Origin of the sequence: Nocardiopsis sp. Huas11, from assembly GCF_003634495.1 — a bacterium.
Taxonomy (GTDB): domain Bacteria; phylum Actinomycetota; class Actinomycetes; order Streptosporangiales; family Streptosporangiaceae; genus Nocardiopsis.
The window spans coordinates 2953733-2974594 of record NZ_RBKY01000001.1; the positions used below are offsets into that span (position 1 = coordinate 2953733).

The window sequence follows — 20862 nt, forward strand, 5'->3', positions numbered from 1 at the left end:
GCGTGGACAGGACGAGGAGAGCCTGTGACCGGGGCGAACGGGTCCCGCTGGCGGGAGTGTCAGGTTAGCGCACCGTCCGCCCGCCCACTCCAGAAAGTGCGCAGCGTGGCGCTGAGGTTGGGGACGATGTCACGGTTCGCGGCGACCTCGGCATGCGCGGCCGACCGCATGCGCTCCAGACGGGATGCGGGGAGCGTGAGGGCCTCACTGACCGCGTCGGTCAGCGCCGAGGTGCGGTCCGGCGGGTACAGGCGCCCGGTGGTGCCATGGCGGATCTGCTCGATGAATCCCCCGAGTCGGGGCGCAGTGACGACGGGCCCGCCTTGGCGTGCCCAGCAGGCGACCTCGAAGGGGACATTGGCGAGTGTCTCCGAGCGGGAGGGGCACACGACGGTCCGGGTGATGGGCACGCTGCACAGTGCCCGGGGCAGGTCCCGGGTGAAGCGCGGTACCAGAGTGGCGCGCAGTCCTGCGGCACGGATCTGGTCGCGATAGCGCTGCAACAGAGGATCGCGGTTGTGGAAGGGGACGACGACGGCTGCCAGGTGCACGCGGTGGGCCAAGGGGCCGAGTGCGTTGATGAGCAGGTCCATGCCCTTGACGGGGTCGGTCCGTCCGAAGGCCGCCACGATCGGCCGGTCAAGGGGTACGCCGTAGGAGTCCAGGATCTGGTGTGCATGGTCGCGAGGCAGGGGGCGCAGGTCGGCGGCGCTCAGATCGAGGCTGGAGGTATAGGGCACGAGCCGCTCGGGCGGCAGGCCGTAGTCCTCCACCAGGTGGCGGGTGAAGAAGTCCCCGACGTCGCCCACCCGGACCCGGGGGTCGCCCGTGCTGGTGATGGCCGCTTTCTCCCATTCCAGCCGCCCGGGCTCGTTGGTGCGGTGCAGCAGCGCGGTGCCGTACAGCGCGACCAGCACCCGTACCCCTTCGGAAGCAGGGGTGCGGAGGGAGGCCAGGTGGCCTCCCGTTCCGGCGTAAGGGGTGTCCATCGCGATGAGCAGCACCTGGTCGTAGTCCCCGGCCAGCCGCACCGCCAGGGCGGAGGCTTGCCGGGAGAGGTGTTCCCACACCGGCAGGGACCAGAACTCGGAAGCGGGGCCAGGGTCGAGGAAGTGCAGGAACGCTCCCGAGGTGGACAGGCGTGCGCGGGAGCGTGCCAGGAGGGCGGGGTCGTAGCCCCACATGTACGGGCCTGGGGCGGGGATAGCCACGTGCAGGTCGAAGCGGCCCGCGTTCGTGAAGAGTTCCTCGCGTCGGTGCTCGAAGGCCGACAGCAGAGTCTGCGTTTGGCGGGCGATGCCGTTGGTGCAGTTGGCGACGCCGTTGAAGGTGCAGTACAGCAGGGCACGTCGTTCGGTCACTTCGGTGTCCTTCATCCGGCCAGGAACAGGTCCTCGGGGTTGGGGCGCCATACCTTCGACTTCTCCGGGTGGGGGAGCATCCCGTACTCGCCGAGCGCTGACACCAGCGCGTCCATGGCCGTATCCGCTTCGGTGCGTGTTCGGGTGAAGGCGGTGTAGTTGTCGGTCTACCGCACCACCTCCAGGCCGTGCAGGGCCTCGTGCCGGTCGACTCCGAGCAGGCGCACGTTGGTGAGCATGGGGCTGAGCCCGCTTCCCGGGTAGAGCGGGGAGGGGAGCGCGTCCAGTGCGGTGCGCATGGTCGCCAGGAAGGGGCCGTCGTGGATGTGCTCGGCCAGGGCGGTGACGATCTCCTCCGTCTTGGCTCCGGCGGTCACCTTGGCCACGTCCAGGTCGGCCACCCAGCACCGCCCAACCTCGATGTGTGAGGCTGCGGCGGCGACGGCCTCCACCCGTCCCCGGCGGGGCCGCCACCCGAACAGCCACGGCGGGTAGGCGTCGCGGTCCAGGACGGGTTCGGCGGCTTGGCGCAGCGCCCGGTGCACGATCCGGTCCTCGACGGTGGGCACACAGATCCGCAGCTCCTTGCCCCAACTGGGCCAGGAGACCAGCCGAGGGGCGACCGGTGCCCAGGCGTGGTCGGCCAGGCGCTCGGCCAGCTGACGCAGGCGCGCGTCGAGCCCGTCGCGGTAATCGGTCCAGGTGAGTCCGTCCGGGCCGGGGGCTCCGGGGCGGCGCATGCAGGACCGTGCGGCTCGTTTGAGCCACCGCACCTGGGTGAGCAGCGGCATCAGGCTGTGGGCCGCGACCCGCACGGGTTCACCACCTCCTCCAATGGGCGCACGACCGAGGCGTCCGCGAGCAGTTCCCGCGCGGCGGGTCCGGTCCACATGAGCGTGCCCAGGGCCGCCAGGCCCGGTGTGAAATCCCCGCGCCCCTGCCGGTAGATGGGCGGGGTGTAGGTGGCCACCTCCACGTCGACTCCGGCGCGGGCGATCAGGTCGCGGTCCAGATAGGACGGGCCGCTCGGGCCCACACGAAGCCGGGTAGCGCCCTTCATCCGGGCGAGGTCGAGCAGCATCTGTGTCCGTGTGTCACGGGGGCGGAGACGGCTGGAGGAGGTGAGGGTGACCCGCATCCCCAACGCCTCCAGCACCAGGTGGATCAACGCGGTGTTCAGCTCGGCGAGACGGGTCCACGGCCGGTGGTAGATCTCGTGCAACGACTCCGCGTACAGCTCCCAGTAGGGGGCTCTCCGATAGCTGTCGGTGATCGATCTCCAGTGGCGTGCGGCCCAGGGCCCCTCGGCGATCCGCACCCGGTTGATCGGCTGGCCGAAACCGCGCAGGACCGGGACCGTCAACCGCAGCGGTCCTCCGCGCGGTGCCCGGATCACGTTCCGGCGCTGGGGCCCTCGTTCGACGAACTGCACGTGGTCCAGGAGCACCAGCTCGTCCACGTCCAGCAGCCGGGAGAAGTACCCGCCCCAGGGCAGGTAGGCGGGTTGGTGGGCGACCAGTACGGCGGGACGGCCGGACATGCTCACACCACCATCCGGTAGACGCAGAACTGCTCGGCCGCATCCACTCCGGCCCGCGCCCCCGCCGTGCTCTCCACGGCGTGGATGCGGGGCAGACTGCGCGGGTGCGGGTCGGGCCGTAGCTGGCTGGCGTAGCAGTCCAGGGCCTCGTATTTGACGGACCGGGTTCGGGTGGTGTCCACGCTGATCCGCCCGGGATCGACCGGTTCGGGCCAGTGGTCGTCCGGGCCCCGGTAGCCCAGGACGATGCCCGGCGCCCCGGTCCGGGGCCGTGCGGCGGCGAGCGCGGCCTCGTGGCCCCTGCGGTGGTCGTGGTGGTGGCTGCCCGCCGCGGGAAGCAGCAGAAGCTCGGGGGCCAGCCGGTCCAGTCCCATGCGGGTGCCGGACTCGATGAATCCCACCAGGTCGTAGGGGTCGGCCGGCACTTTCGAGGCGATGAGGTGATCCGTCGCCCTCAGGACGCGGCAGGCGGCGTCGAACTCCTTGGCGCGCAGGTCGGCGTCGACGCAAGGAGCGCCGAGGACCAGGACGTGCACCTGTACCCCTTCCCGGGCCAGGCGGGCGAGGGTGCCTCCGGCGCCGAGGGTCTCGTCGTCGGGGTGCGGGGCGATGATCAGTGCGCGGCTGCCGATGGGCAGGCCGAATGCAGGCATGGTGAACCCCTTCTACAGCTGGAGCGGGATCAGGACGTGAGGGAGAGGAAGCGGCGCGCGCTCTCGTGCGGGGTCAGGTGGGCGACACGCTTTACCGCCTGTCGGGCGGCTCGGTGGTAGAGCTCGCGGTCGTCGAGGAAGGCGCCCACCGCCTCCCACAGGAGGGCGGGGCCGGAGTGCAGGGGAACGAAGGGTCCGGCCGGGCCGATGAGTGCGGGCAGGTGCCCCAGGGCGTAGTGGGCCACGGGCGTACCCACGTTCAACGACTCCGCCGCGGCCAGACCGAACGTCTCCGGTGAGGTGGAGCAGTTCACGCTGATGGCCGCCTGAGCGAAGAAGGGCTGGACCGCATCCCAAGGCAGCGGTGGGACGATGCGGACCTGGCGGGTGCGCGCGGCGCGTTCCCGGCAGTCCGCGATCACCTGGGCCTGCATGCCGGGCCAGTACTCGAAGGCGGCGGGTGCCAGGGCGATCTCCACCGGCCGGTCGAAGGAGGCGGGGACGGCGTCGATGAGCTCGGCGATGCCCTTGTGGGGTTCAGCGCGCGCGGCGACCCGGACCGGTCCCTCCGTCCGCAGAAACTCCCGTGTACGGGAGGGCACCGGCGATGGTGGGCAGGCGAGCGGGTCTGGGACGTCGTGCCAGCCGGTGGTGTCCAGCCCGGCGTCACGGGCCTGCCCGGTCAAGAAGGGCGAGCAGGTGAACGCCGCCCGGGGGCGTTGGGCCAGCGCGCGGTCCATGAACTCGTCCGTGCGCAGCACCCCCACGCGCAACACGGTTCGTACCCGGGGCGGTGCCGGGGCCAGGTACCCCAGGCCCCAACTGGCGTCGGCCCAACACACCAGGTCCACTCGCTCCCGCTCCAGGACGGCGGCGACCTCGGCGCACACTGCGGTCGGGTTGGTCAGCGCGTGGAGCAGGTCATCCTCGGTCGCGGGTCGGGGCAGGCGTACCGACGCCAACCGGACCAGCCCTTCCTGGTGTCCACGGGCCGAAGCGGCGGTGAGGATGAGGGAGCGGTGTCCCAGAGCACGGCAGCCACTGGCCAGGGCTCCGATGCTGCGCTCGATCCCCGCCGGTTCGTTCACGCCGTAGGTGAGCAGGACGAAAGCGATGTTCACGGGAGCCTCCGGGAAGTGTGGAGGGTGTCAGGAGTGGAGAGCGGTCGGGTCGTGGCGGTGGCCGGTGGCGGGTCTTCCCAGGGGAAGCACACCCAGTCGGCCACGTCCCACACCCACGCTTGCGGAGCGCCGTCCGCACCGGTGTTGCGGCACAGTGCCACGGCCGGGGCCGAGTTCAGGTGCGGTACCGCGTCACGGACGGCGCGCAGCGTGGCACCGGTGCCGTAGATGTCATCGACGATCAGCGCGTGAGCACCGGTGATGGGCATGAGATCGACAGGGCACGAGACGGAGGCGTCGTGGGTGGCGTGCAGCCGCACACCTTCTCCGGTGTTGTGGCTGGCGGTGACCGAGACCATCGGCAGACGCAGCCGTGCCGCGATCACGGCGGCGGGCCACAGGCCACCGCGCGCCACCGCGACCACGACCTCGGCGTCGGCCGCCGCTGAGGACTGGGCGAGCAGGCGGGCGGCAGCCACCGCGGTCGGGTAGTCCAGAGTCCACAGGCAGTCGTCACTGAAGCGGCGGTGCGCATGAGAGCCGGTCACGGCCACCCCCAACCGGAGAGCAGCGCGTCGGCCTGTTCCCAGTGGGTGAGGGGGTCACAGACCAGGTGGGTCACCGGGGCGAGGTCGGCCAGGGGCAGGGCGTCGAGATACTCCGGGGCGACCAGCAGCAGTGCTTCCTCGACCACCGTTCGGGAACGGTAGTCCTCGATGAACTTCTTGGTGGCGGGCCGCAGTTGGCGCGCACGCTCAGGCGTCATCGCCTGGTCGTAGGGGGCCACCGTCTCCTCGGCACGCAGCAGCCCGTGGCGGGCCGACAGGATCATCACCCGCTGCCGGTACTCCCGGTAGGAGCCGACCCGTGCACGCAGGGGCGGTACACCCCAACCCTCGTAGAGGCTCAGGGCCGGCGCGGGTGCGGACTTCTTCTCACGGGAACACCCGACGATGACCAGTCCTGGGGTCACCAGCATGTCGTCTCCTCCTTCACGGGGCGCACACCGATCCCCGCCGACCGCAGGTGTACGGGGGCCTCGGTCTCGTAGGTGGCTTGGGCATACAGGGTGAGCGAGTTGTAGGAGCCGCCACGGATCACCGCTCCGTCACCGGGGACGGAGGTGCGGGTCCACTCCCACACGTTGCCCGCGACGTCCAGGACTCCGTCGGGGGTCGCTCCAGCGGCGCGGCTCCACGGAGGCGTCGGCCGTCCCGGGCCGAGTCCGCGCAGGTTGGCGTGCGCGGACGTCGGCTCTTCCTGTCCCCACGGATAGAGGCGCTGCCCGGCCCCGGCCATCCACCCCCACTCGGTGCTGGTCGGGAGGCGTCCGCCGACCTCGCGGGCCAGGCGTTCGGCCTCGCCCTGGCAGATTCCGGTGATCGGAAGTCCGGCCCGAGCGTTCCACAACGGGTGCAGGAGAGGGGTCGCCGCCCACCACAGGTTCGCCACGGTCTCGCCGGATCCGGTACATCCTCCGGGAACTCGAATCCAGCGGACATCCCACGCGGTTCGCGCTAGGATCGTCTCAACCTGGGCAGCAGGAACGCTTCCCCGCCGCTGAGGGCCACTTCCCAACACGTGTGGCCGCCCGGAAGGGAAAAGACGGCCCTGTCCAGGCCCTGCGGGCGCACTGCGTTCAGCGACCACGCTGATCACCCCAGAGCAGCACGTGCAACCGCGTGGACAGGTTCCACCCCCGCTTGATCACCTCGTCAGCGAGCGCCGACTGGTGAGCGAGGACCTCCTCGGCCGATGTGCCCTGCGGCATGATCCACACCGGTGCCAGACGGCACCGCTCGACCAGGTCCGCGACCTCGTCCAACTCCTCGGAGCGCTGGACCACGAACTTGAAGACGGCGTTCCCGCTCCGCGCGAGCGCGCGCAGGACCCCCGCACGGATGCGCCGCCGCTGGGGCACCCCCGCGTTGGCCAGCTTGGGGGAGACGTTGAACCGCGCTCGGAACAGTAGGTCCGGGCTCGGCAGGCGGGTGCCGTTGGTCTCCACCTCCACGTCCAGGCCCCCGTCGGTCAGCGTGGCGACCAACGGCTCCAGGGCCTTCTGGAGGAGGGGCTCACCACCGGTGACCACCACCAAGCCGACACCGGACGAGCGTGCCCGGTCGAGGACCTCCTCCGCGTTGCACCGGTAGGTCTCCTCCCGGCGGACGTACTCGTTCCACTTCCAGGAGTAGGGCGTGTCGCACCAGGAACAGGCGAGGTTGCAGTCCGCCAGGCGCACGAACACCGCCCGCCGGCCGCAGTTGGGACCCTCGCCCTGCACGGTGGGCCCGAACACTTCACTGACCACCAGGTCGGGGCCGTCGAAGGTGGGACTGAGCAGGAGGTTCACCGCTCCACCTCCCAACGGCCCCAGCTCGTCGGGCTCTCCGAGACCGTGACCGCTCGCAGGTTCGCGGGCAGACCCGGTTCGACGTTGGCGATGAACCATTCGCCCAAGTACCGGGCCAGTAGCTCGCTCGTCGGCTCCCCGTCGAGCACCTCGTTGAGCAGCCGGTGGTCAAGCTGCTCGTCGAGATAGGCGGCGAAAAGTGCGAGGTCGCCGAAGTCCGTGACGAAACCCGGGGGCACCAGCGACTGTGCCGCCAACTCGACCGTCACCGTGTAGGTGTGGCCGTGCAACCGAGAGCACTTGTGGCCGGCGGGCAGATCACCCAGGAAGTGCGCGGCGTCGAACGAGAACGACTTGCCGATCCTGTACCCCATCACGCACCCGCCGTTTCCATGTACTCGGTGGGGTCGGGCACCTGGGCGGAGACGAACGCGCTACGTCGTTCGCGGCAGGTCGAGCAGGTCCCGCAGTGCCACTCCAGCCCCTGGTAACAGGACCAGGTGGTCTCGAAGGGCACGCCCAGACGCTGGCCGTGCTCCACGATCTGGGCCTTGGACCAGGTCACGTACGGGGCCAGGACCCCCACGTCACCGAAGCCCTCAGTGGAGGCGCGGGCGAGTTCCTGCACGGCCCGCACGAACGCGGGACGGCAGTCCGGATACACCTGGTGGTCTCCCGAGTGCGCGGCGAAGGCCACGGCCTGCGCGTCCCAGGAAACGGCGGCGCCAATGGCCACGCTCAGGAAGATCGCGTTGCGGGCCGGGACGACCGTGGTGCGCAGGGTCTCAGCGGTGTATTGACCGGCCGGAACCGTGATGTCGGGGTTGGTGAGCGCCGATCCGCTGAAGAGCGTCTTCAGTGAGCTCAGGTCCACGACCCGGTGGTTGGCACTCAGCCGGTGGGCGAGGCGCCGGGCGGCGTGCAGCTCGCGCCGGTGGCGCTGCCCGTAGTCGAAGGACAGCAGCGCGAGCTCATGCCCGCTGCGAGCGAGGTCGTAGGCGAGCACGGTGCTGTCCAGGCCGCCAGAGGCGGCCACAACGGTACGAGGGGTCAACCTGTCCTCCCAGGTCGGTGACGAATCCGGGGTCCGTCTCGTGGCCGTTCGACGGACACGAGGCGGCGCGGCAAGGTCTGCGCGTTCATCGGGGCGCAGCTTCTGCTGGTGAGGACCCGACCGGTGACAGGAAAACCAGGGACGGGATGGGAATGCAGGGGTGCCACCCGCCGGGCCCAGAACCGGGGAGACAGCCGTGAGAGCCGTTCCCCGGTGATCGCCATCGTCGCGATGCGGGCCGCCCCGTGTCTTGCCCTCGATGGGGGTACCCACCATGGGGCGCAGGCGGCTGTGCAGGTCCCGGCGGTCGGTCCGGTGCCATGAGCGCGCAGGGGCGGGCCGCCGCGGAGTGGCGCTCGCGCAGGTTGGCAAGCCATATCTGTGGGGTGGGACCGGGCCGGGGGCGTTCGACTGCTCGGGACTGGTGATGCGGGCGTGGGAGGCGGCGGGTGTGGGCATTCCGCGGGTGACCACCGGCCAGGTCCAGCATCGGAACCCGCTTTGAGCTCGGCGAGCTGCTGCCGGGGGACCTGCTGTTCTACGACACGGGTGCGCCTGGGGGTTCTCCCTCGCGCGTGACCATGTACGTCGGTGACGGGCAGATGGTCAACGTGCCCCGTACGGGCCAGTCCATCCGTGTGGAGCCGGTGGCCGGGGACTACTATTCCGCCCGGTTCGTGGCGGCCGTCAGGCCGGGTTGACCGCCCCCACACGGCCCTGTCCCGGGTTCGGTGCGGCCGGGTAGGGCAACCCGGCGGGTCCGGGCCGGTGCGGGGGTGTGTGGGGCGCTGAGGGGGCTGTGTGGGCGGTACCGCCCACACAGCCCCCTCTTTTTTGGGTCGCGATGACTTTTCGCAACGGGACGGGTTGAAACTTCTCGCGAGTATGGGGAAACATCAAAACCGCCGCGTTCAACCCGGGTGAACGCGACAATTCCCATATGGCTGGATTAATTCGTATGCCCGAAAAGGGGTTGTTTTCCATGTCAGCACACATCGCAGAGGCCGCATGGTCCGAGGCGGCCCCGACCAGCGAAGAAACCGGATAGCCACATTTCAGGTCCGTGGCGGCGGAGGTGAGGAAGCTCAGTCTCGCGGGGGCGTACGACCTTGTGAGGCCATTGACACCCGCCATGCACAAGTAAGCGGCCTGGGCCCGCGAAGAAAAACCGAGAAGAAAAAGAAGCCGCCTCGAACGGTGCTGGAACACCGCCCGAGGCGTGATCCCCCACCTGAATCAGCCAGGAGGAAGATCTATGAGTCATGGTACGGGTCGGCACCGAAGGCGCCGACAGGGCTGGGCCAGCCGTGTGCGGTGGGCCGTAGGCGCTGCGTTGGCGGCCGTTGCGGGAGCAGGGCCCGCTCCTCCCCGATGTCCGGCGCCGCTGGAAGGGCGCAGGGCCTCGCCGCGTGGGAAATCCCCGAACCCCGCGACCTCGTCCCCGCACCGGGAACCGGAGTGGGTGCGGGGCTACGACCGGGCGCGGCGCACCCACACCGATCGGGCCTGGGCCCTCTTCACTGAGGGTAGTGAGGGGGCTGTGTCCGATGCGCTGGCCGAACTGCCGGAGTTGGGCTGGTGCGTGGACGATGACGGGGTGCGCGCGGTGCGCCCGTACCTGGTGGCGCACGAACAGCGCCAACGGACCATGCGACAGCGGGGTGCGCCCCGCGTCTCCTACCAGGGGGAGCCTGTGCCGAGGGTTCCCGTCCAGGCGGCTGCTCCGGGTGTGTCCGGTGAGTGGGACGAGCTGGCCGGGCTGGTCCGCCAGTGGAACGTACAACGAGTACCCGTCGCCTGACCTTGGGCCGTGATTTCGGGGCTGTCTCCACAGGGGGCAGCCCTTTCCATATGCCGTGTGTGGAGTTTTCGCAGGTAGAGCGTACGACATCGAATCCCGGTGGTTCTCTTCACATTTTTCGTCACCGTGAGTGCCTGGAGAACAGTTGTGCAGTGACTCTTTGTGTGGTTAGTGTCACTCATCGAAAGCGCGGTGTCAGGGCCGTGCCCGGTGGGGAATCGGCGGTGGGGCGTGCGGGCAGCGTGCTGGGCGGCAGTAGCGGTCACGGTGGTGTTCACGGGATGCGCGACGGAAGTGAGCGATCCCGTGACTTCTCCGGATCGCACGCCGCCCGCCCTGGCGGCGCCCGCCACTCCGTCGGCGGAGGGGCGGGCGACGGACGCCTACCTCGGCATGATGCGCGCCCTGGTCGAAGGGTCCACGCAAGGCGCTGAGAACCATCCCGACCTGGAGGTGCACGCGCGGGGACAAGCACTTCAACTGACCACGGACATGTTGGACGGTGCCACCGCCGCAGGTGAGCCCGTGCTGCGCCCCGAGGTCACGGAATCGGACCTGGAGGGCGACCCGCCGACGGTCGTCATCGAGGACTGCATGGACAACACCGAATGGACTCTGGTGGGTCAGCCGTCTCGCGACCTTTCGGAAGAGCACACAAGGCTGTACACGGCCACGGTCACCCTGTCCGGCAGTGAGTGGAAGGTGGAGGACCTGTGGCTGGGGGAGCAGAACGCGTGCTGAGGCAGGCGCGGCGCTGGCTGGCGTGCGGGGTCTCCTCTGGAGTGGCCATGCTCGTGCTTGTCCCTGCGGCCCAAGCGGAGACCACGGGGTTCGACGGGCACGCCTCGTGCGCCAACGCCTTCTGCGAGGTGAAGGCCGGGGGTTCGGGTCGGGTTCCACCAGACTCGGGAGCTCCACGGGCCGAGGAAGGTGAGGTGAGCGGCGAGAGCGGTCCCGCCTGCGCGATCCCGGATGTGGAGTTCGCGCAATCCGGGGCGGAGGGGCCTCTGGAGATCCCGTTGGGCTTGGCCGAATGTGCGGCGACGGCGAGCGGCACGGGTGCTGAGGTGTTCGATCCTGCGGTGTTGGCGGAGCAGGCGCGGGCGGTGATGCGTCTGCCCGAGCCGGACATCGGCACGGCCCCTGCTCTGGGCAAGCCCCGGTTCGTGAACCTGCCGTCGTGGATGTGGGTCGAGGCGCAGGACTGGGGTCCGGTGTCGGCGACGGCGTCGGTGAGCGCGGGGTCGGTGACGGTGACCGCGGCCCCGGAGCGGGTGGTGTGGGACACCGGGGACGGCCATGAGGTGGTGTGCACCGGGCCCGGCACGGTCTTCTCTGAGGCGGTGTTCCGGGAGGAGGGCTCGCCGGACTGCGGCCACACCTACACCGCTCTTCCGGCGGGCGGGGCCGGGGCGACGGTGGACCTGGTCGCGGTGTGGGAGTGGGCGGTGTCCTGGTCCACTACTGACGGCCGGGGCGGCGGCCTGGAAGGGCTGACGACGTCTTCGACCGTCGCGGTGCCGGTGAGCGAGATCCACCACGTGGTCACGCACATCCGCTGACAGTAGGCAACAGACACAGCTCCGATTATGGAGAACGATAAAGGCCGATACTGGCTGCAGCGGGAGTTCTTCGATATCGACGCCCGCAAATCCTGGCGTCTGTACGCTGATGTGGGAACGGCGAGCATGCTTGAGAGAGAATCCTATCTGCGAAAAAGGCGATCCTGTGCAACGCTGGTCTCTTTTGGGTAGCCAAGGTGAAGGGGTCTCGGAAGTCCGCTGGAAACTACAAGCTGCCGCAGCAGATTTGTGTATCTGTCTGCTCGGCTGCGTCGACGACGAAGAGGAGCGTATATGGCTCATCGACCGTGTAGTGCGAGTGGAACGGATGAATGAAGCGCTGCACTAAGAGAAAATGAAACACAACGCCGAGCTGGAGCGGAAGGACGCGGTCCACCGGTGATTCCAGTCGATGAAAGATGAACTCCAGCAGTCCGGGGGCGTGCCCGGTCCGGATTCGCGTGACCTATTCGATAGTCTCGTCCGCTGAAGTTCCCGAGTCGAGCAGCAGGCGGGCCGCCTGCTGTGGCAAAGGTGAGTCCGGGGCCGTAGGGCCCCGGTGGGCCGAAAGCGGGGCTGTGACTCCGCCTGTGACTCCGCCTGTGCCTGGGCCCTGCCTTGGGCCTGTGACTCCGCCTGTGACTGGGCCGCTTTGAACGGCCCAGCCCCGTAGCGTTATCAGTACAGGTCAGGACGCTCGCGGGTGGGCCGTTGAGAATCCAGACTTATACCCAGTGGGTAGTCATCTTCACGTAGGGGGCGGGCGGCCCCCTCCCCGGCAGCGGGTCGGCCTACCGGCCGACCCGCCCCCTCATCTCCGGCCTACGGCCTCCCCCCATCCCCTCCCTCTCCTCTCCTCTCGGGCTTTCTCTCTCCTCATTATACTTTCCTATCTAACGTTCCTGTGCATTGTGGTGACCGCCCAGAACAGTTCCGCTCATGGAAATCATGATCGCCCAGCCCGGCCCCGTCCATGCCTGCGGCCGGCCCCACGCGCGTGCGCGCGCGAGCGCGGTTCCACTCCATGCCGGACGTCCGGCGAAAAGATTCTCCGAAAAACCCGCGACACGGTTTGACAACCCCGCCTCGACCAAGTTGCTATTGGGGTGTTCCCGGAACGGCAACACGGTTCCGGGGCGGGGTGGAACATTCTTCCGCGACACGAGTTGACAAACCCGTGGCACTCAAGTTCACCTTGGGTTCCGCCCCGGAAACGGGCACCGTTCACGGGGCGGGCGGAAAAAGGTTCACGGCACGAGTTGACAAACACGCGCCGACCAAGTGAACCTCGGACCGTCAACGAGAAAGAACCGGCCATTCGAGGAGGTTATCGAATTGCGCACCATGTGTGCCATTGCGGTGATAGCGGGGCGGGTATTCGCCCGGCCGAAGCCGCCCACCGAGGCCCTGATCGCGAACCGGGCACGGGCCCGACGCGCCCAGGAGGTGGCCACTGACTACCAGGACGCGATCACCCGGGAGCTGGCCGTACGGGGCAGGGCGGCGCACCTGCACCGCGCCGAGGGCGAGAGCCCGGCCGCGCGGCGCGCGGCCGACGACTACCGGCGGGCCCAGCGCGACTGCGAGCAGCTCGGGACCACGCTGTTCCAGCTGCGGGCCCACCGGATCGTTCCGGCCACCTAGTGCGGCCGGTCCCGAGGTAGCCGCCCCGGGACCGGCCCCACCGCAACACCCGCGCCCACCCCACCAGGTGTGAAGCCCAAAACGGGTGGGCGCGGGCCCAACACCACCAAAGAATTTGGAGTGTGCTGTGCGCACGAGTATGCCCTACACGCCACCGATCGTCATCACGAGCGAGGATGTCGCAGCCCTGCGCGAGCGGGGGCCGGGTGCCTGCCTGACCTGGCACGAGGACACCGCCGCCATCGAAGCGGTCACCCCCCGCGAGGCGCTCGACCCCAGGCGCATGATCATCGCCTCGCACCGGGGGCTGGGCGAGGTAGCCGACCAGCACACCGAGGACGGACGCCAGGCCACCGAGGATGACCTCGCCAGCGACCTGACCGACATCGCCTCGGACTACGCCATCGACTGGCCCCAGATCCGCACGATGAACCTCATGTGCCAGGACCTGCGCGACCAACTCGCCGACACCTGCGCCTACCTCGCGGCCCCGCCCATCTACGAAGACTCCTCGCCCGGGGCACCCCGGATGACGGACCACTACCGCCTCACCGGCGGGCAGCGCATCGCCCACGTGACGGTCACCTGGGCCTTCACCGAACCCACCCGGATCCGCACCCGCGACCCGATCGATGACAGGCGGGCGTTCGCGGACCTGACCCTGGCCACCGGCGGGATGCTCACCCACCGGGTGATCTCGGACCTGATCGCGGGCACGGTCTGGCAGACCCTCGACCAGAACCACTAACGCGACGCGCCTGACCGGGTCGCCCCGCCATGCGGGGCGGGGCGACCCCACCACCCACACACGCCTTCGCGCCGAGCGCCCTGTTTGGCGCGCCCACAGAGAGGGACTCACTGTGAACAATCCTGTGCCCAACGCGACCGCCGCTGCTGTGTCGGACTGGTTCATGTCCCGGGAGATCACCGGCCGGATGCTGCGCACCCTGGACCGGATCGGACCCGGCGGCCTCATCGTCGCCGACCTGCTCGAGCGGGAGTTCCGGGTCATCCACGCCCGCACCCTGGCCCCGGCCACCCACACCCGCTTCATCGTCTTCGGCTACGACGACCTCGCCCACACCCTGCCCGCCTTCACCTCCGGCGACGGGGAGCTGGACCAGGAGGGCCTGGTCGCGGCCGTGGACTGCACCGTCTGGGAGGGCATGGACCAGCGGGTCGAGGACATCGCGCACACCAGCCACGTCATCACCTGCCTGCGCGAACACATGCAGGCACGCGGGTTCGACCTCAACGGCGCACCCGAGTACCGCGACGTGGCCGGTAGGCGCACGGTCACCGACTTCTACGCCCACCGCACACACCCGCACCTGGCGGTCAACATCAAGGCGCCCAGCGCCGACACCAGGGCCGGGTACTCGGTCGTGCGCCTCTACGACCACAACCGCCACGTCACCGGCTGGCCGTGCAAGGTCTTGAACCAGGTCGCCGCCGCCCGCGCGGCCCACCGCGTGCGCACCGAGGCCGACGCCTACCTGCGCCGCACCCGCACCTGACCCCTGTATCACCGGGCCGCCCTGTCACCGGGGCGGGGCGGCCCCTGCAACACCGCTTCTACGAAGGGATGACTCGTCATGACCACGAACACCACCACGCGCCGCTCGGCCGAGCACACCCGCCAGACCATCCTCACCGCCCTGGCCACAACCCGCGCACCCCTCACCGTGACCGAGATCGCCGACGCCGCAGGGCTGGGCAAGTCCACCCTGAGCAAGCACCTGCCCGCCCTGGAGAAGGACGGCCTCGCACGGCGCACCCCGGGCGGCCGCGACGGGCAGCGCCGCCTGCCCGACTCCTGGGCCTCCGCCGTCACCGCAACCGACGAGGACGAGGCCCAGGTGAGCGTGCCCGACCCCGACACGGCACCGGACGGCTGCGCCGGTGCCCCCGAGGAAACCGCCGGTACGGACCTGGGCCAGACCACCTCGGACACCGCCACCGTCACGACTGGCCCCGGCTCCGAGGACGGCATCAGCGGGGAAGCCGTGAACACCACCTCGGGCGAAGCCAACACCGCTGCCTCGCCCTCGGCCGCTACCGCCACGAGCGCTGTGCCCGCACAGCCCGCCCCCGTCACACGGGTGCGCGCCCAGAGGGTCGGGGAGCAGGAGACGGGCCTCAACCCGGTCAGCGGGTCGGCACGGCTTGCACCGGGGGAACTGAAGCTCATGGTGCGGGCGATCCTCGACGCCGACCCGGGCGAGGAGTTCACCGCGACCGCGATCAGCCACATCCTCCAGGGCCGCTCCATCGGCGCAATCCAGAACAACCTCGCCCGCCTGGCCCAGGAAGGCAACGCCGTGCAGACCAGCGACCGGCCGCGCCGCTACCAGTCCGGGCGAACCGTGAACTAGCCCGACCCGCCCCGGGGTGTGGGCCAACACCAGCCCACACCCCCACCTTTCAAATACCCTAGGGGAGTATGCAATGTTGAGTTTCGTGTGGCACTGGACTGATCCAGGATGCGTGAGGTGGGTGTACGGCCTGGTCCTGGCCGCGTTGTGTGTGACCGCGACCCTGGTCGGAGTCGTCAACCGCACCACTCGGCTCCTGCGGACCTACTACGTCGAGGCCCGCTGGCCGGGGATCGTGCACCGGGAGGAGATGGGCCCGGGAACGATCTGCGGACCGTGCGGCCACCACCTCGCGGTCCACGACAGGGCCACGGGGCGCTGCTGCCACGGCACCCCGCTGGACCACCTCGCGATGGTCATCGCCCTGCCCATGCCCCTGCTGGTGCGGGACAAGCTGCAGCAGGCGGGGTGCCCCTGCCGACTCCAAGGCAGGCGCCCCTGACCCGACCGTGTTGACCGGGTGAAGGCCCGGGACCCGCACCAGCACACCGCTGGTGCGGGTCCCGGGCCTTCAGCTTTCTCCGAACTTTTTTCGGCTCCGGTGTCGTATCGGCCTCGCGGGGTGTCTTTTTAAGGGTTCATCAGGGCGAGAAGAAAGAGGGGTGCTCCTGATGACACACACCCACCACGGCACCGACCGGGGGAGGCCGCCGTTGGCGGTCTGGCCGTGCGCACCGCAAGCGCACCAGCCGCCCTATCCCGGAGCAGGTGAGACGCTTCCGGAGCGGTTGACTCACCGCCTGGTCACCGAATACACCCGCCCGGGGCAGGTGGTCGCTGACCTGACGGGCACCAGCGTGGTCGCGGCCCAAGCCGAAGCGGCGGGGCGGACCTGCGAGGCGGGCACCCGCACCTTCCCAGAACAGGGCGAGGTACAGGTGAGCGGGGTGGCCTGGGCCGACCTCGTGGCAACCGCCGTCCCCGCCCACGCCGCACACGCCGAGCAAGTCCGCCACCGGCGGCTACGGGCCCGCCTGGGCTTCGCCGCGACCATCGCCCGACCCGGCGGCATCGTCGCCGTCATCACCCCGCTCGGCCACACCCCCGAAGGGGCGGTGGTGGACCCGGCACCAGGGGTGGTGCGCGCCGCCACCTGTGCGGGGCTGGTGTACCTGCAGCACGTCATCGCGCTGATGGCCCCGATCTGCGAAGCCGGGCTCGGGGCCACGATCCCCGTCCGCGAGGCGGGGATCGACCTCGACCCGGACCCGGAGGAGGTCGATACGGGGTTGCCGGCCTCGGTGGCTGACGCGGCTGCGACGATCACCTCGCCCGCTCACCTCAACGTCAGCGTGTTCCGGCTCCCCAGGCGGGGACGTTCGGCCACCGCGGCCACGCGTGGGGAGGTAGGCGCGTGAAGCAGCACCACGGCGATGACCACAGTGCCGACCACCACCTTCGCGGAGAAGGTGAGGAGTTCAACCAAGCGGCCTATCTGCAGGAGCACCCCGAACAGGCCGGGGGCGCGGGCTGGTCGGTGTGGGCCACCGGGCAACAGCAGGCCCGCTACCAGCGCGGCAACCGGTACTCCCGGCTGTCGGTGGAGCACCCGGCCAAGATGCTTCCCGCCATCGCCCAGCACGCCATCACCGCCTACACCCGGCCTGGTGATGTGGTGCTCGACCCGATGTGCGGGATCGGCACCACCCTGGTCGAGGCCGTCCACCTGGGCCGCAACGCGGTGGGGATCGAGCTGGAGCCCAAGTGGGCCTCCGTCGCACGGCTGAACCTGGACACGGCCGCTGTGCAGGGGGCGAACGGGCACGGGCGGGTGCACACCGGGGAGGGCGCCGAGGTCGCCACCCGGTTGGCCGATTCGTCCCTGGCGGGGCGGGTGCGACTGGTGTTGACCTCGCCCCCGTACGGGGCGATGACCCACGGACAGGTCCGTTCCCGCCGGGACGGGGCCCGCGCGGTGCAGAAGCACGCCCACACCTACTCGCGGGACCGGGACCGGCGCGCGTCCAACCTCGCCTATCAGAAACCCGAGGTGCTGTCCGGATCGTTCACCCGGATCATGGCCGCCTGTCGGACGCTGCTCGCCCCGGGCGGGGTGGTCGTGGTGACCACCCGCCCCTACCGGACCCAGGGCCGCCTCGTGGACTTCCCGGGTCAGGTGGCCGAGGCGGGCCGGCGTGCGGGGCTGGTGCAGGTCGACCGGTGTGCCGCGCTGCTGTGTGCGCTGCGCGAGGGCGAGCTGGTGGCGCGGACCTCGTTCTTCCAGACCATCGAGACGCGGCGGCTGCGCAAGGAGGGCCGCCCGGTGCACGTGATCCAGCACGAGGACGCGCTGGTGTTCACCAATCCCGGCCCGTCCCAGGACAGTGCGAACACGCAAGGGGAAGCGGCATGAGGCAGCACGGCGACGGCCGGCCACGCGAGGGCGGGGACCACACCGCCCACCTGAAGGAGCAGTCGGCGCAGGTCTGCTTCTCCGATGCCGCGAGCCCGGGGTTGCGGGCCCGGATCATCGGCGACATCAGGTCGCTCGCGGACTTCCTGGAGGAGCACCCCGAGCTGCCGATCAGCCCGCACACCAGCGTGGACGTGTCCTACTTCCCGCGCATCGACCACGACGAGGCCGCGTTCGGCGAGGTGGCCGAAGCCGGGGCCCGACTGGGGCGCATGCCCGTCTGGGAGGGCGAGCACTACGTGGTCGAGCACCACCAGGGCGCGGGCCGCTACCGGGCGGTGGCCATCCCCGCACTGGTCCGGGCCTCCTACCGGGCGTGGCTGACCTGGCCCGGGAACGTCCGCCCGGACTGACCCGTCCTGGCGTCCCGGGGGTAGTGGCCCGGGGCCCACAGGGCGGTGCGGGGCGTTCACGCGCCCCACACCGCCCCCACCGCCCGGCCAGGCCGCCCCGTCCGGGACCGGGGCGGGCTCGGGGCGGACCGGGCCTGTGACGGCCACACCCCCGGACGGGGCATGGTCGACGAAAAGGACAAAGCGGGATTGAGGTGCGGTGATCGCGAGGGAACCGAGGTTGAGCACGCAAGAGGCGGTCATGGGGGGTGCGGACCGCAAGGCCCCACGGGGGACACGGGCACCAGCGGGGCCCGGGACGGCCCCGACCCCGGGACGGCCCACACGGGGGCAGGACGCCGTGTCGGGGGCGGACGGTCCCTCTGACGGCCCCACACGGCCCAGCGCCGGGTACGGGGACGGCTGGCCAGAACACGCGGCGTGCCAGGGGCGGGACCCGGCCCTGTGGTTCCCAGACCAGGGCGGTTCGGTCCGCGCGGCCAAACAGGTCTGCCGCCGGTGCCCCGTCCAGATCAACTGCCTGGCCGACGCGATGAGGCGGGGCGAGCGGTTCGGGGTGTGGGGCGGCTCCTCCGAGGACGAGCGCCGCCTATTCCGGACCATTCGCAAAACCACTCGCAAGAGCGGTCGCAGGATCACACAACCGTTCGCAGGACCGTTCGCAAACGTGGAGGTGGCCGATGGCACCGGTCGAGCGGCCTGAGCAGGACGCGCAGGCGGTTCCGGAGAGGTTGGTGACCATCCCCGAGGCGGCGCGGGTGTTGGCGGTCCCGGAGTCGTGGCTGCGCGAGAAGGTCCGGCTGCGCAAGGTGCCCCACCGGAGGTTGGGCAAGCACGTGCGCTTCAGCAGCCAGGACCTGGAGCGGATCGTGGAAGGGGCGGCCCAGCAGGTCGTGATCCGCCAGCGCGAGAGGCGGCGCTGGCCGCACTCCCGGTAGCCGGGGGAGTGAGGGAGGGTGGGGCGGGCCTTGAGGCCCGCCCCACCCTTTCCTGTGGTGTGGTGTTTATGAGATCAGGCGTAGGCGGCGCTGGTCATCGAGCCCGAGCCCGGGAGTGTCGGTGGTGGTGCCGTCGATGGCCTCGATCATGGTCTCGTCCAGGTCGGCCATGAGGTGCCCGTAGCGGTCCATGGTGGTGGTGATCGAGGAGTGGCCCAGGCGGCGCTGGATCTTGAACACGTGCACGTCCTTGTCGATGAGCCGGGCCACGTGGGTGTGGCGCAGGTCGTGGATGCGCGGCTTCTTGCCCAGACCCCGTTCCTGGGCGCGTTTGACCCCGGGCGCCCAGCGGCGGGAGTAGAAGGAGGAGTGGCGCCACCACACCCCGGTGGAGGTGGTGAACACGAAATCCTCGGGCCCCTTGCCCTCCAGCCGTGGGCGTAGGAGGCGGATGGTGTCGGGGGTCAGCGGCACCCGACGGCGGGAGGTCTTGGTCTTCGGGGCCCCGAGTTTGAAGCTGTTGTCCTTCTGGCGCTTCCACGCCCGTTTGACCTCGAGGTAGCCGCGGTGCACCCGCGTTCCGTCCACCGCGCGGAGCGTGGTGGTGGTGATGTCGCGGACCTGCAGGGCGGCGAGTTCGCTGTAGCGCAGCGCGGTGCGCAGCAGCACCTCCACCATGTCGCGCACATCGGGGTCCATGGCCTCGATGAGCAGGCGCGCCTCGTCGTTGGTCAGGAAGCACATCTCCCGGCTGCCCTCACCGTCATCGACCCGGGGCAGGCGGGTGCGGGCGGCGGGATTGGATTGGCGCAGCGGCGGCTCGGTGCGGGTGGCTTCAGCAAGGACGATGAACAGCAGCCCGTGCAGGTTCTGGATCGTCTTCGGGGCCAGGGGTGGGCGCAGCCACCCGTTCTTCTGCCCCCGTTTGGCGCCCTTCTTGGAGCCCTTGCCGTTGATCGGGTTGATGGGCGTGCGCGGGTCGGGCACCCCGGCCTGGAGGTGGTTGACCCACTCGCGTACGTCCTGGGCTGTCAGCTCGCCGGGTTCGCGCAGGTTCGCCTTGGCGAAGTAGGGGAGCAGGTGGCGTTTGAGGTCGCGGTGGTAGTCGGCGCGGGTGCGCTCGTCGATCCCGGACAGCGAGTCGATGTGGGTTCGGGCGAAGTCGGCGAACAGCACCGGCTCGTCCTGGGGCTCCTCTTCGGTTTTTACCCATCCGTGGCCGGGGACCCACCCTTCGGCCCAGCCTTGGCGGGGGACCCAGTTCTCGGGCCATTGGTGGTCTGCGGCTTCGACGTGGAGTTTGAAGGTGTGGGCGTCGGCTTGGGAGTCGAATGGTTCGGACTGGGGTGCCCCGTCGCGGGTGCCGCCGAGCCGCCATTTGACCCAGTACCGGGTGGCCCCGCTGGCGAGTTTGCGCTGGTTGATGGTTGCCATGGGACCGACCATCGCTCGGGTCGGGCCGGATACGAAGGGAATCTGGGAAGGTTCTCGAAGAACCTTCCCCACCGGGTTTGGTTTAGAGGAGGATTCTATGCCGGAAGGGTGTTTTTTTGATATATGGGAGTTTTGGCTAATTGTTGTGTTCGAGCAGAAACTTTGTGGCGCAGAGAGTGCCATTGGCATGGGCGACTGCGTTCGCAGAAGGCGTGAATCTTCGTGATTGGGCGCCGCAGACCGGGCAGGGGGCCGGCTGG

General features: G+C 69.9%; 27 protein-coding genes. 15 read left to right on the forward strand and 12 right to left on the reverse strand.

Annotation, left to right across the window (positions count from 1 at the left end):
• Positions 1-59 precede the first annotated feature (59 nt).
• From DFP74_RS13290 to queC, 11 genes are all read right to left on the reverse strand, one after another.
• Complete coding sequence (locus tag DFP74_RS13290) at positions 60-1361, reverse strand: glycosyltransferase family 4 protein (protein ID WP_158612999.1); 1302 nt, start codon at positions 1359-1361, stop codon at positions 60-62.
• Positions 1362-1528: 167 nt separating this feature from the next.
• A complete protein-coding gene (locus tag DFP74_RS13295; RefSeq protein WP_233570960.1) occupies positions 1529-2176 on the reverse strand; it encodes an RNA-directed DNA polymerase in 648 nt (215 codons plus the stop codon).
• On the reverse strand, positions 2152-2901 hold the full coding sequence (locus tag DFP74_RS13300; RefSeq protein ID WP_121181990.1) for a WbqC family protein: 750 nt from the start codon (positions 2899-2901) through the stop codon (positions 2152-2154). The genes DFP74_RS13295 and DFP74_RS13300 overlap by 25 nt, the downstream gene beginning before the upstream one ends.
• A 2-nt stretch (positions 2902-2903) precedes the next feature.
• On the reverse strand, positions 2904-3554 hold the full coding sequence (locus DFP74_RS13305; protein ID WP_121181991.1) for a PIG-L deacetylase family protein: 651 nt from the start codon (positions 3552-3554) through the stop codon (positions 2904-2906).
• A 29-nt stretch (positions 3555-3583) separates the two neighbouring features.
• The gene (locus DFP74_RS13310; protein ID WP_121181992.1) at positions 3584-4675 is read right to left on the reverse strand and encodes a glycosyltransferase; all 1092 of its coding nucleotides are present in this window, start codon (positions 4673-4675) and stop codon (positions 3584-3586) included.
• A complete protein-coding gene (locus tag DFP74_RS13315; protein ID WP_158613000.1) occupies positions 4672-5223 on the reverse strand; it encodes a phosphoribosyltransferase in 552 nt (183 codons plus the stop codon). Before DFP74_RS13315 ends, DFP74_RS13310 begins: the two co-directional genes overlap by 4 nt.
• Positions 5220-5654 carry a DUF6884 domain-containing protein gene (locus DFP74_RS13320; protein ID WP_121181994.1) on the reverse strand — a complete coding sequence of 145 codons (435 nt, stop codon included), beginning with the start codon at positions 5652-5654 and terminating at the stop codon, positions 5220-5222. The genes DFP74_RS13315 and DFP74_RS13320 overlap by 4 nt, the downstream gene beginning before the upstream one ends.
• Positions 5645-6127 (reverse strand): SUMF1/EgtB/PvdO family nonheme iron enzyme, encoded by a 483-nt coding sequence (locus DFP74_RS13325; protein ID WP_121181995.1) that lies wholly within the window; start codon positions 6125-6127, stop codon positions 5645-5647. The genes DFP74_RS13320 and DFP74_RS13325 overlap by 10 nt, the downstream gene beginning before the upstream one ends.
• 187 nt (positions 6128-6314) lie before the next feature.
• Positions 6315-7028, reverse strand: coding sequence for a 7-carboxy-7-deazaguanine synthase QueE (locus DFP74_RS13330; RefSeq protein WP_233570961.1), 714 nt, complete (start codon positions 7026-7028; stop codon positions 6315-6317).
• The gene (locus tag DFP74_RS13335; protein ID WP_121181997.1) at positions 7025-7402 is read right to left on the reverse strand and encodes a 6-carboxytetrahydropterin synthase; all 378 of its coding nucleotides are present in this window, start codon (positions 7400-7402) and stop codon (positions 7025-7027) included. Before DFP74_RS13335 ends, DFP74_RS13330 begins: the two co-directional genes overlap by 4 nt.
• Positions 7402-8064, reverse strand: coding sequence for a 7-cyano-7-deazaguanine synthase QueC (gene queC, locus DFP74_RS13340; protein ID WP_233570962.1), 663 nt, complete (start codon positions 8062-8064; stop codon positions 7402-7404). Before queC ends, DFP74_RS13335 begins: the two co-directional genes overlap by 1 nt.
• Before the next feature lie 292 nt (positions 8065-8356).
• Between queC and DFP74_RS34895 the strand changes: the two genes are divergently transcribed.
• The 15 genes from DFP74_RS34895 (at position 8357) to DFP74_RS13410 (ending at position 19168) form a co-directional block, all read left to right on the forward strand.
• Positions 8357-8587 carry a C40 family peptidase gene (locus tag DFP74_RS34895; RefSeq protein WP_255499447.1) on the forward strand — a complete coding sequence of 77 codons (231 nt, stop codon included), beginning with the start codon at positions 8357-8359 and terminating at the stop codon, positions 8585-8587.
• Positions 8571-8783, forward strand: coding sequence for a C40 family peptidase (locus tag DFP74_RS13345; RefSeq protein ID WP_370013503.1), 213 nt, complete (start codon positions 8571-8573; stop codon positions 8781-8783). The genes DFP74_RS34895 and DFP74_RS13345 overlap by 17 nt, the downstream gene beginning before the upstream one ends.
• 839 nt (positions 8784-9622) lie before the next feature.
• Entirely contained in the window at positions 9623-9883 is a 261-nt protein-coding gene (locus tag DFP74_RS13350) for a hypothetical protein (RefSeq protein ID WP_147453863.1), read from the forward strand.
• 306 nt (positions 9884-10189) lie between these two features.
• Positions 10190-10624, forward strand: coding sequence for a hypothetical protein (locus DFP74_RS13355; RefSeq protein ID WP_121182000.1), 435 nt, complete (start codon positions 10190-10192; stop codon positions 10622-10624).
• Positions 10625-10818: 194 nt separating this feature from the next.
• Positions 10819-11445: a hypothetical protein gene (locus DFP74_RS13360; RefSeq protein WP_121182001.1), complete on the forward strand. Its 627-nt coding sequence runs from the start codon at positions 10819-10821 to the stop codon at positions 11443-11445.
• 1446 nt (positions 11446-12891) lie between these two features.
• Positions 12892-13089, forward strand: coding sequence for a hypothetical protein (locus DFP74_RS33300; RefSeq protein WP_147453864.1), 198 nt, complete (start codon positions 12892-12894; stop codon positions 13087-13089).
• 127 nt (positions 13090-13216) lie between these two features.
• Positions 13217-13837: a hypothetical protein gene (locus DFP74_RS13370; protein WP_147453865.1), complete on the forward strand. Its 621-nt coding sequence runs from the start codon at positions 13217-13219 to the stop codon at positions 13835-13837.
• 112 nt (positions 13838-13949) lie between these two features.
• The gene (locus DFP74_RS13375; protein WP_147453866.1) at positions 13950-14606 is read left to right on the forward strand and encodes a hypothetical protein; all 657 of its coding nucleotides are present in this window, start codon (positions 13950-13952) and stop codon (positions 14604-14606) included.
• A gap of 78 nt (positions 14607-14684) precedes the next feature.
• The gene (locus DFP74_RS13380) at positions 14685-15464 is read left to right on the forward strand and encodes a helix-turn-helix transcriptional regulator (RefSeq protein ID WP_121182005.1); all 780 of its coding nucleotides are present in this window, start codon (positions 14685-14687) and stop codon (positions 15462-15464) included.
• A gap of 112 nt (positions 15465-15576) precedes the next feature.
• Positions 15577-15906 carry a hypothetical protein gene (locus DFP74_RS13385; protein WP_233570963.1) on the forward strand — a complete coding sequence of 110 codons (330 nt, stop codon included), beginning with the start codon at positions 15577-15579 and terminating at the stop codon, positions 15904-15906.
• Positions 15907-16075: 169 nt separating this feature from the next.
• Entirely contained in the window at positions 16076-16822 is a 747-nt protein-coding gene (locus tag DFP74_RS13390) for a hypothetical protein (RefSeq protein ID WP_233570964.1), read from the forward strand.
• The gene (locus tag DFP74_RS13395) at positions 16819-17817 is read left to right on the forward strand and encodes a TRM11 family methyltransferase (protein ID WP_233570965.1); all 999 of its coding nucleotides are present in this window, start codon (positions 16819-16821) and stop codon (positions 17815-17817) included. Before DFP74_RS13390 ends, DFP74_RS13395 begins: the two co-directional genes overlap by 4 nt.
• On the forward strand, positions 17814-18230 hold the full coding sequence (locus DFP74_RS13400) for a hypothetical protein (RefSeq protein ID WP_199725632.1): 417 nt from the start codon (positions 17814-17816) through the stop codon (positions 18228-18230). The genes DFP74_RS13395 and DFP74_RS13400 overlap by 4 nt, the downstream gene beginning before the upstream one ends.
• A gap of 241 nt (positions 18231-18471) precedes the next feature.
• On the forward strand, positions 18472-18933 hold the full coding sequence (locus DFP74_RS13405; protein ID WP_121188231.1) for a WhiB family transcriptional regulator: 462 nt from the start codon (positions 18472-18474) through the stop codon (positions 18931-18933).
• Positions 18911-19168, forward strand: coding sequence for a helix-turn-helix domain-containing protein (locus tag DFP74_RS13410; protein WP_121182008.1), 258 nt, complete (start codon positions 18911-18913; stop codon positions 19166-19168). The genes DFP74_RS13405 and DFP74_RS13410 overlap by 23 nt, the downstream gene beginning before the upstream one ends.
• Before the next feature lie 66 nt (positions 19169-19234).
• On the opposite strand, the gene DFP74_RS13415 is transcribed toward DFP74_RS13410, so the two are convergent.
• Entirely contained in the window at positions 19235-20602 is a 1368-nt protein-coding gene (locus DFP74_RS13415) for a site-specific integrase (RefSeq protein WP_121188232.1), read from the reverse strand.
• Positions 20603-20862: the final 260 nt, after the last annotated feature.

Excerpts from the sequence above, each read along its gene's own strand:
- DFP74_RS13400 (WP_199725632.1), top strand. The coding sequence starts at position 17,814 with ATGAGGCAGCACGGCGACGGCCGGCCACGCGAGGGCGGGGACCACACC.
- DFP74_RS34895 (WP_255499447.1), top strand. The coding sequence starts at position 8,357 with ATGGGGCGCAGGCGGCTGTGCAGGTCCCGGCGGTCGGTCCGGTGCCAT.
- DFP74_RS13320 (WP_121181994.1), bottom strand. The coding sequence starts at position 5,654 with ATGCTGGTGACCCCAGGACTGGTCATCGTCGGGTGTTCCCGTGAGAAG.
- DFP74_RS13380 (WP_121182005.1), top strand. The coding sequence starts at position 14,685 with ATGACCACGAACACCACCACGCGCCGCTCGGCCGAGCACACCCGCCAG.
- DFP74_RS13305 (WP_121181991.1), bottom strand. The coding sequence starts at position 3,554 with ATGCCTGCATTCGGCCTGCCCATCGGCAGCCGCGCACTGATCATCGCC.
- DFP74_RS13410 (WP_121182008.1), top strand. The coding sequence starts at position 18,911 with ATGGCACCGGTCGAGCGGCCTGAGCAGGACGCGCAGGCGGTTCCGGAG.
- DFP74_RS13300 (WP_121181990.1), bottom strand. The coding sequence starts at position 2,901 with ATGTCCGGCCGTCCCGCCGTACTGGTCGCCCACCAACCCGCCTACCTG.
- DFP74_RS13405 (WP_121188231.1), top strand. The coding sequence starts at position 18,472 with ATGGGGGGTGCGGACCGCAAGGCCCCACGGGGGACACGGGCACCAGCG.
- DFP74_RS13335 (WP_121181997.1), bottom strand. The coding sequence starts at position 7,402 with ATGGGGTACAGGATCGGCAAGTCGTTCTCGTTCGACGCCGCGCACTTC.
- DFP74_RS13415 (WP_121188232.1), bottom strand. The coding sequence starts at position 20,602 with ATGGCAACCATCAACCAGCGCAAACTCGCCAGCGGGGCCACCCGGTAC.
- DFP74_RS13390 (WP_233570964.1), top strand. The coding sequence starts at position 16,076 with ATGACACACACCCACCACGGCACCGACCGGGGGAGGCCGCCGTTGGCG.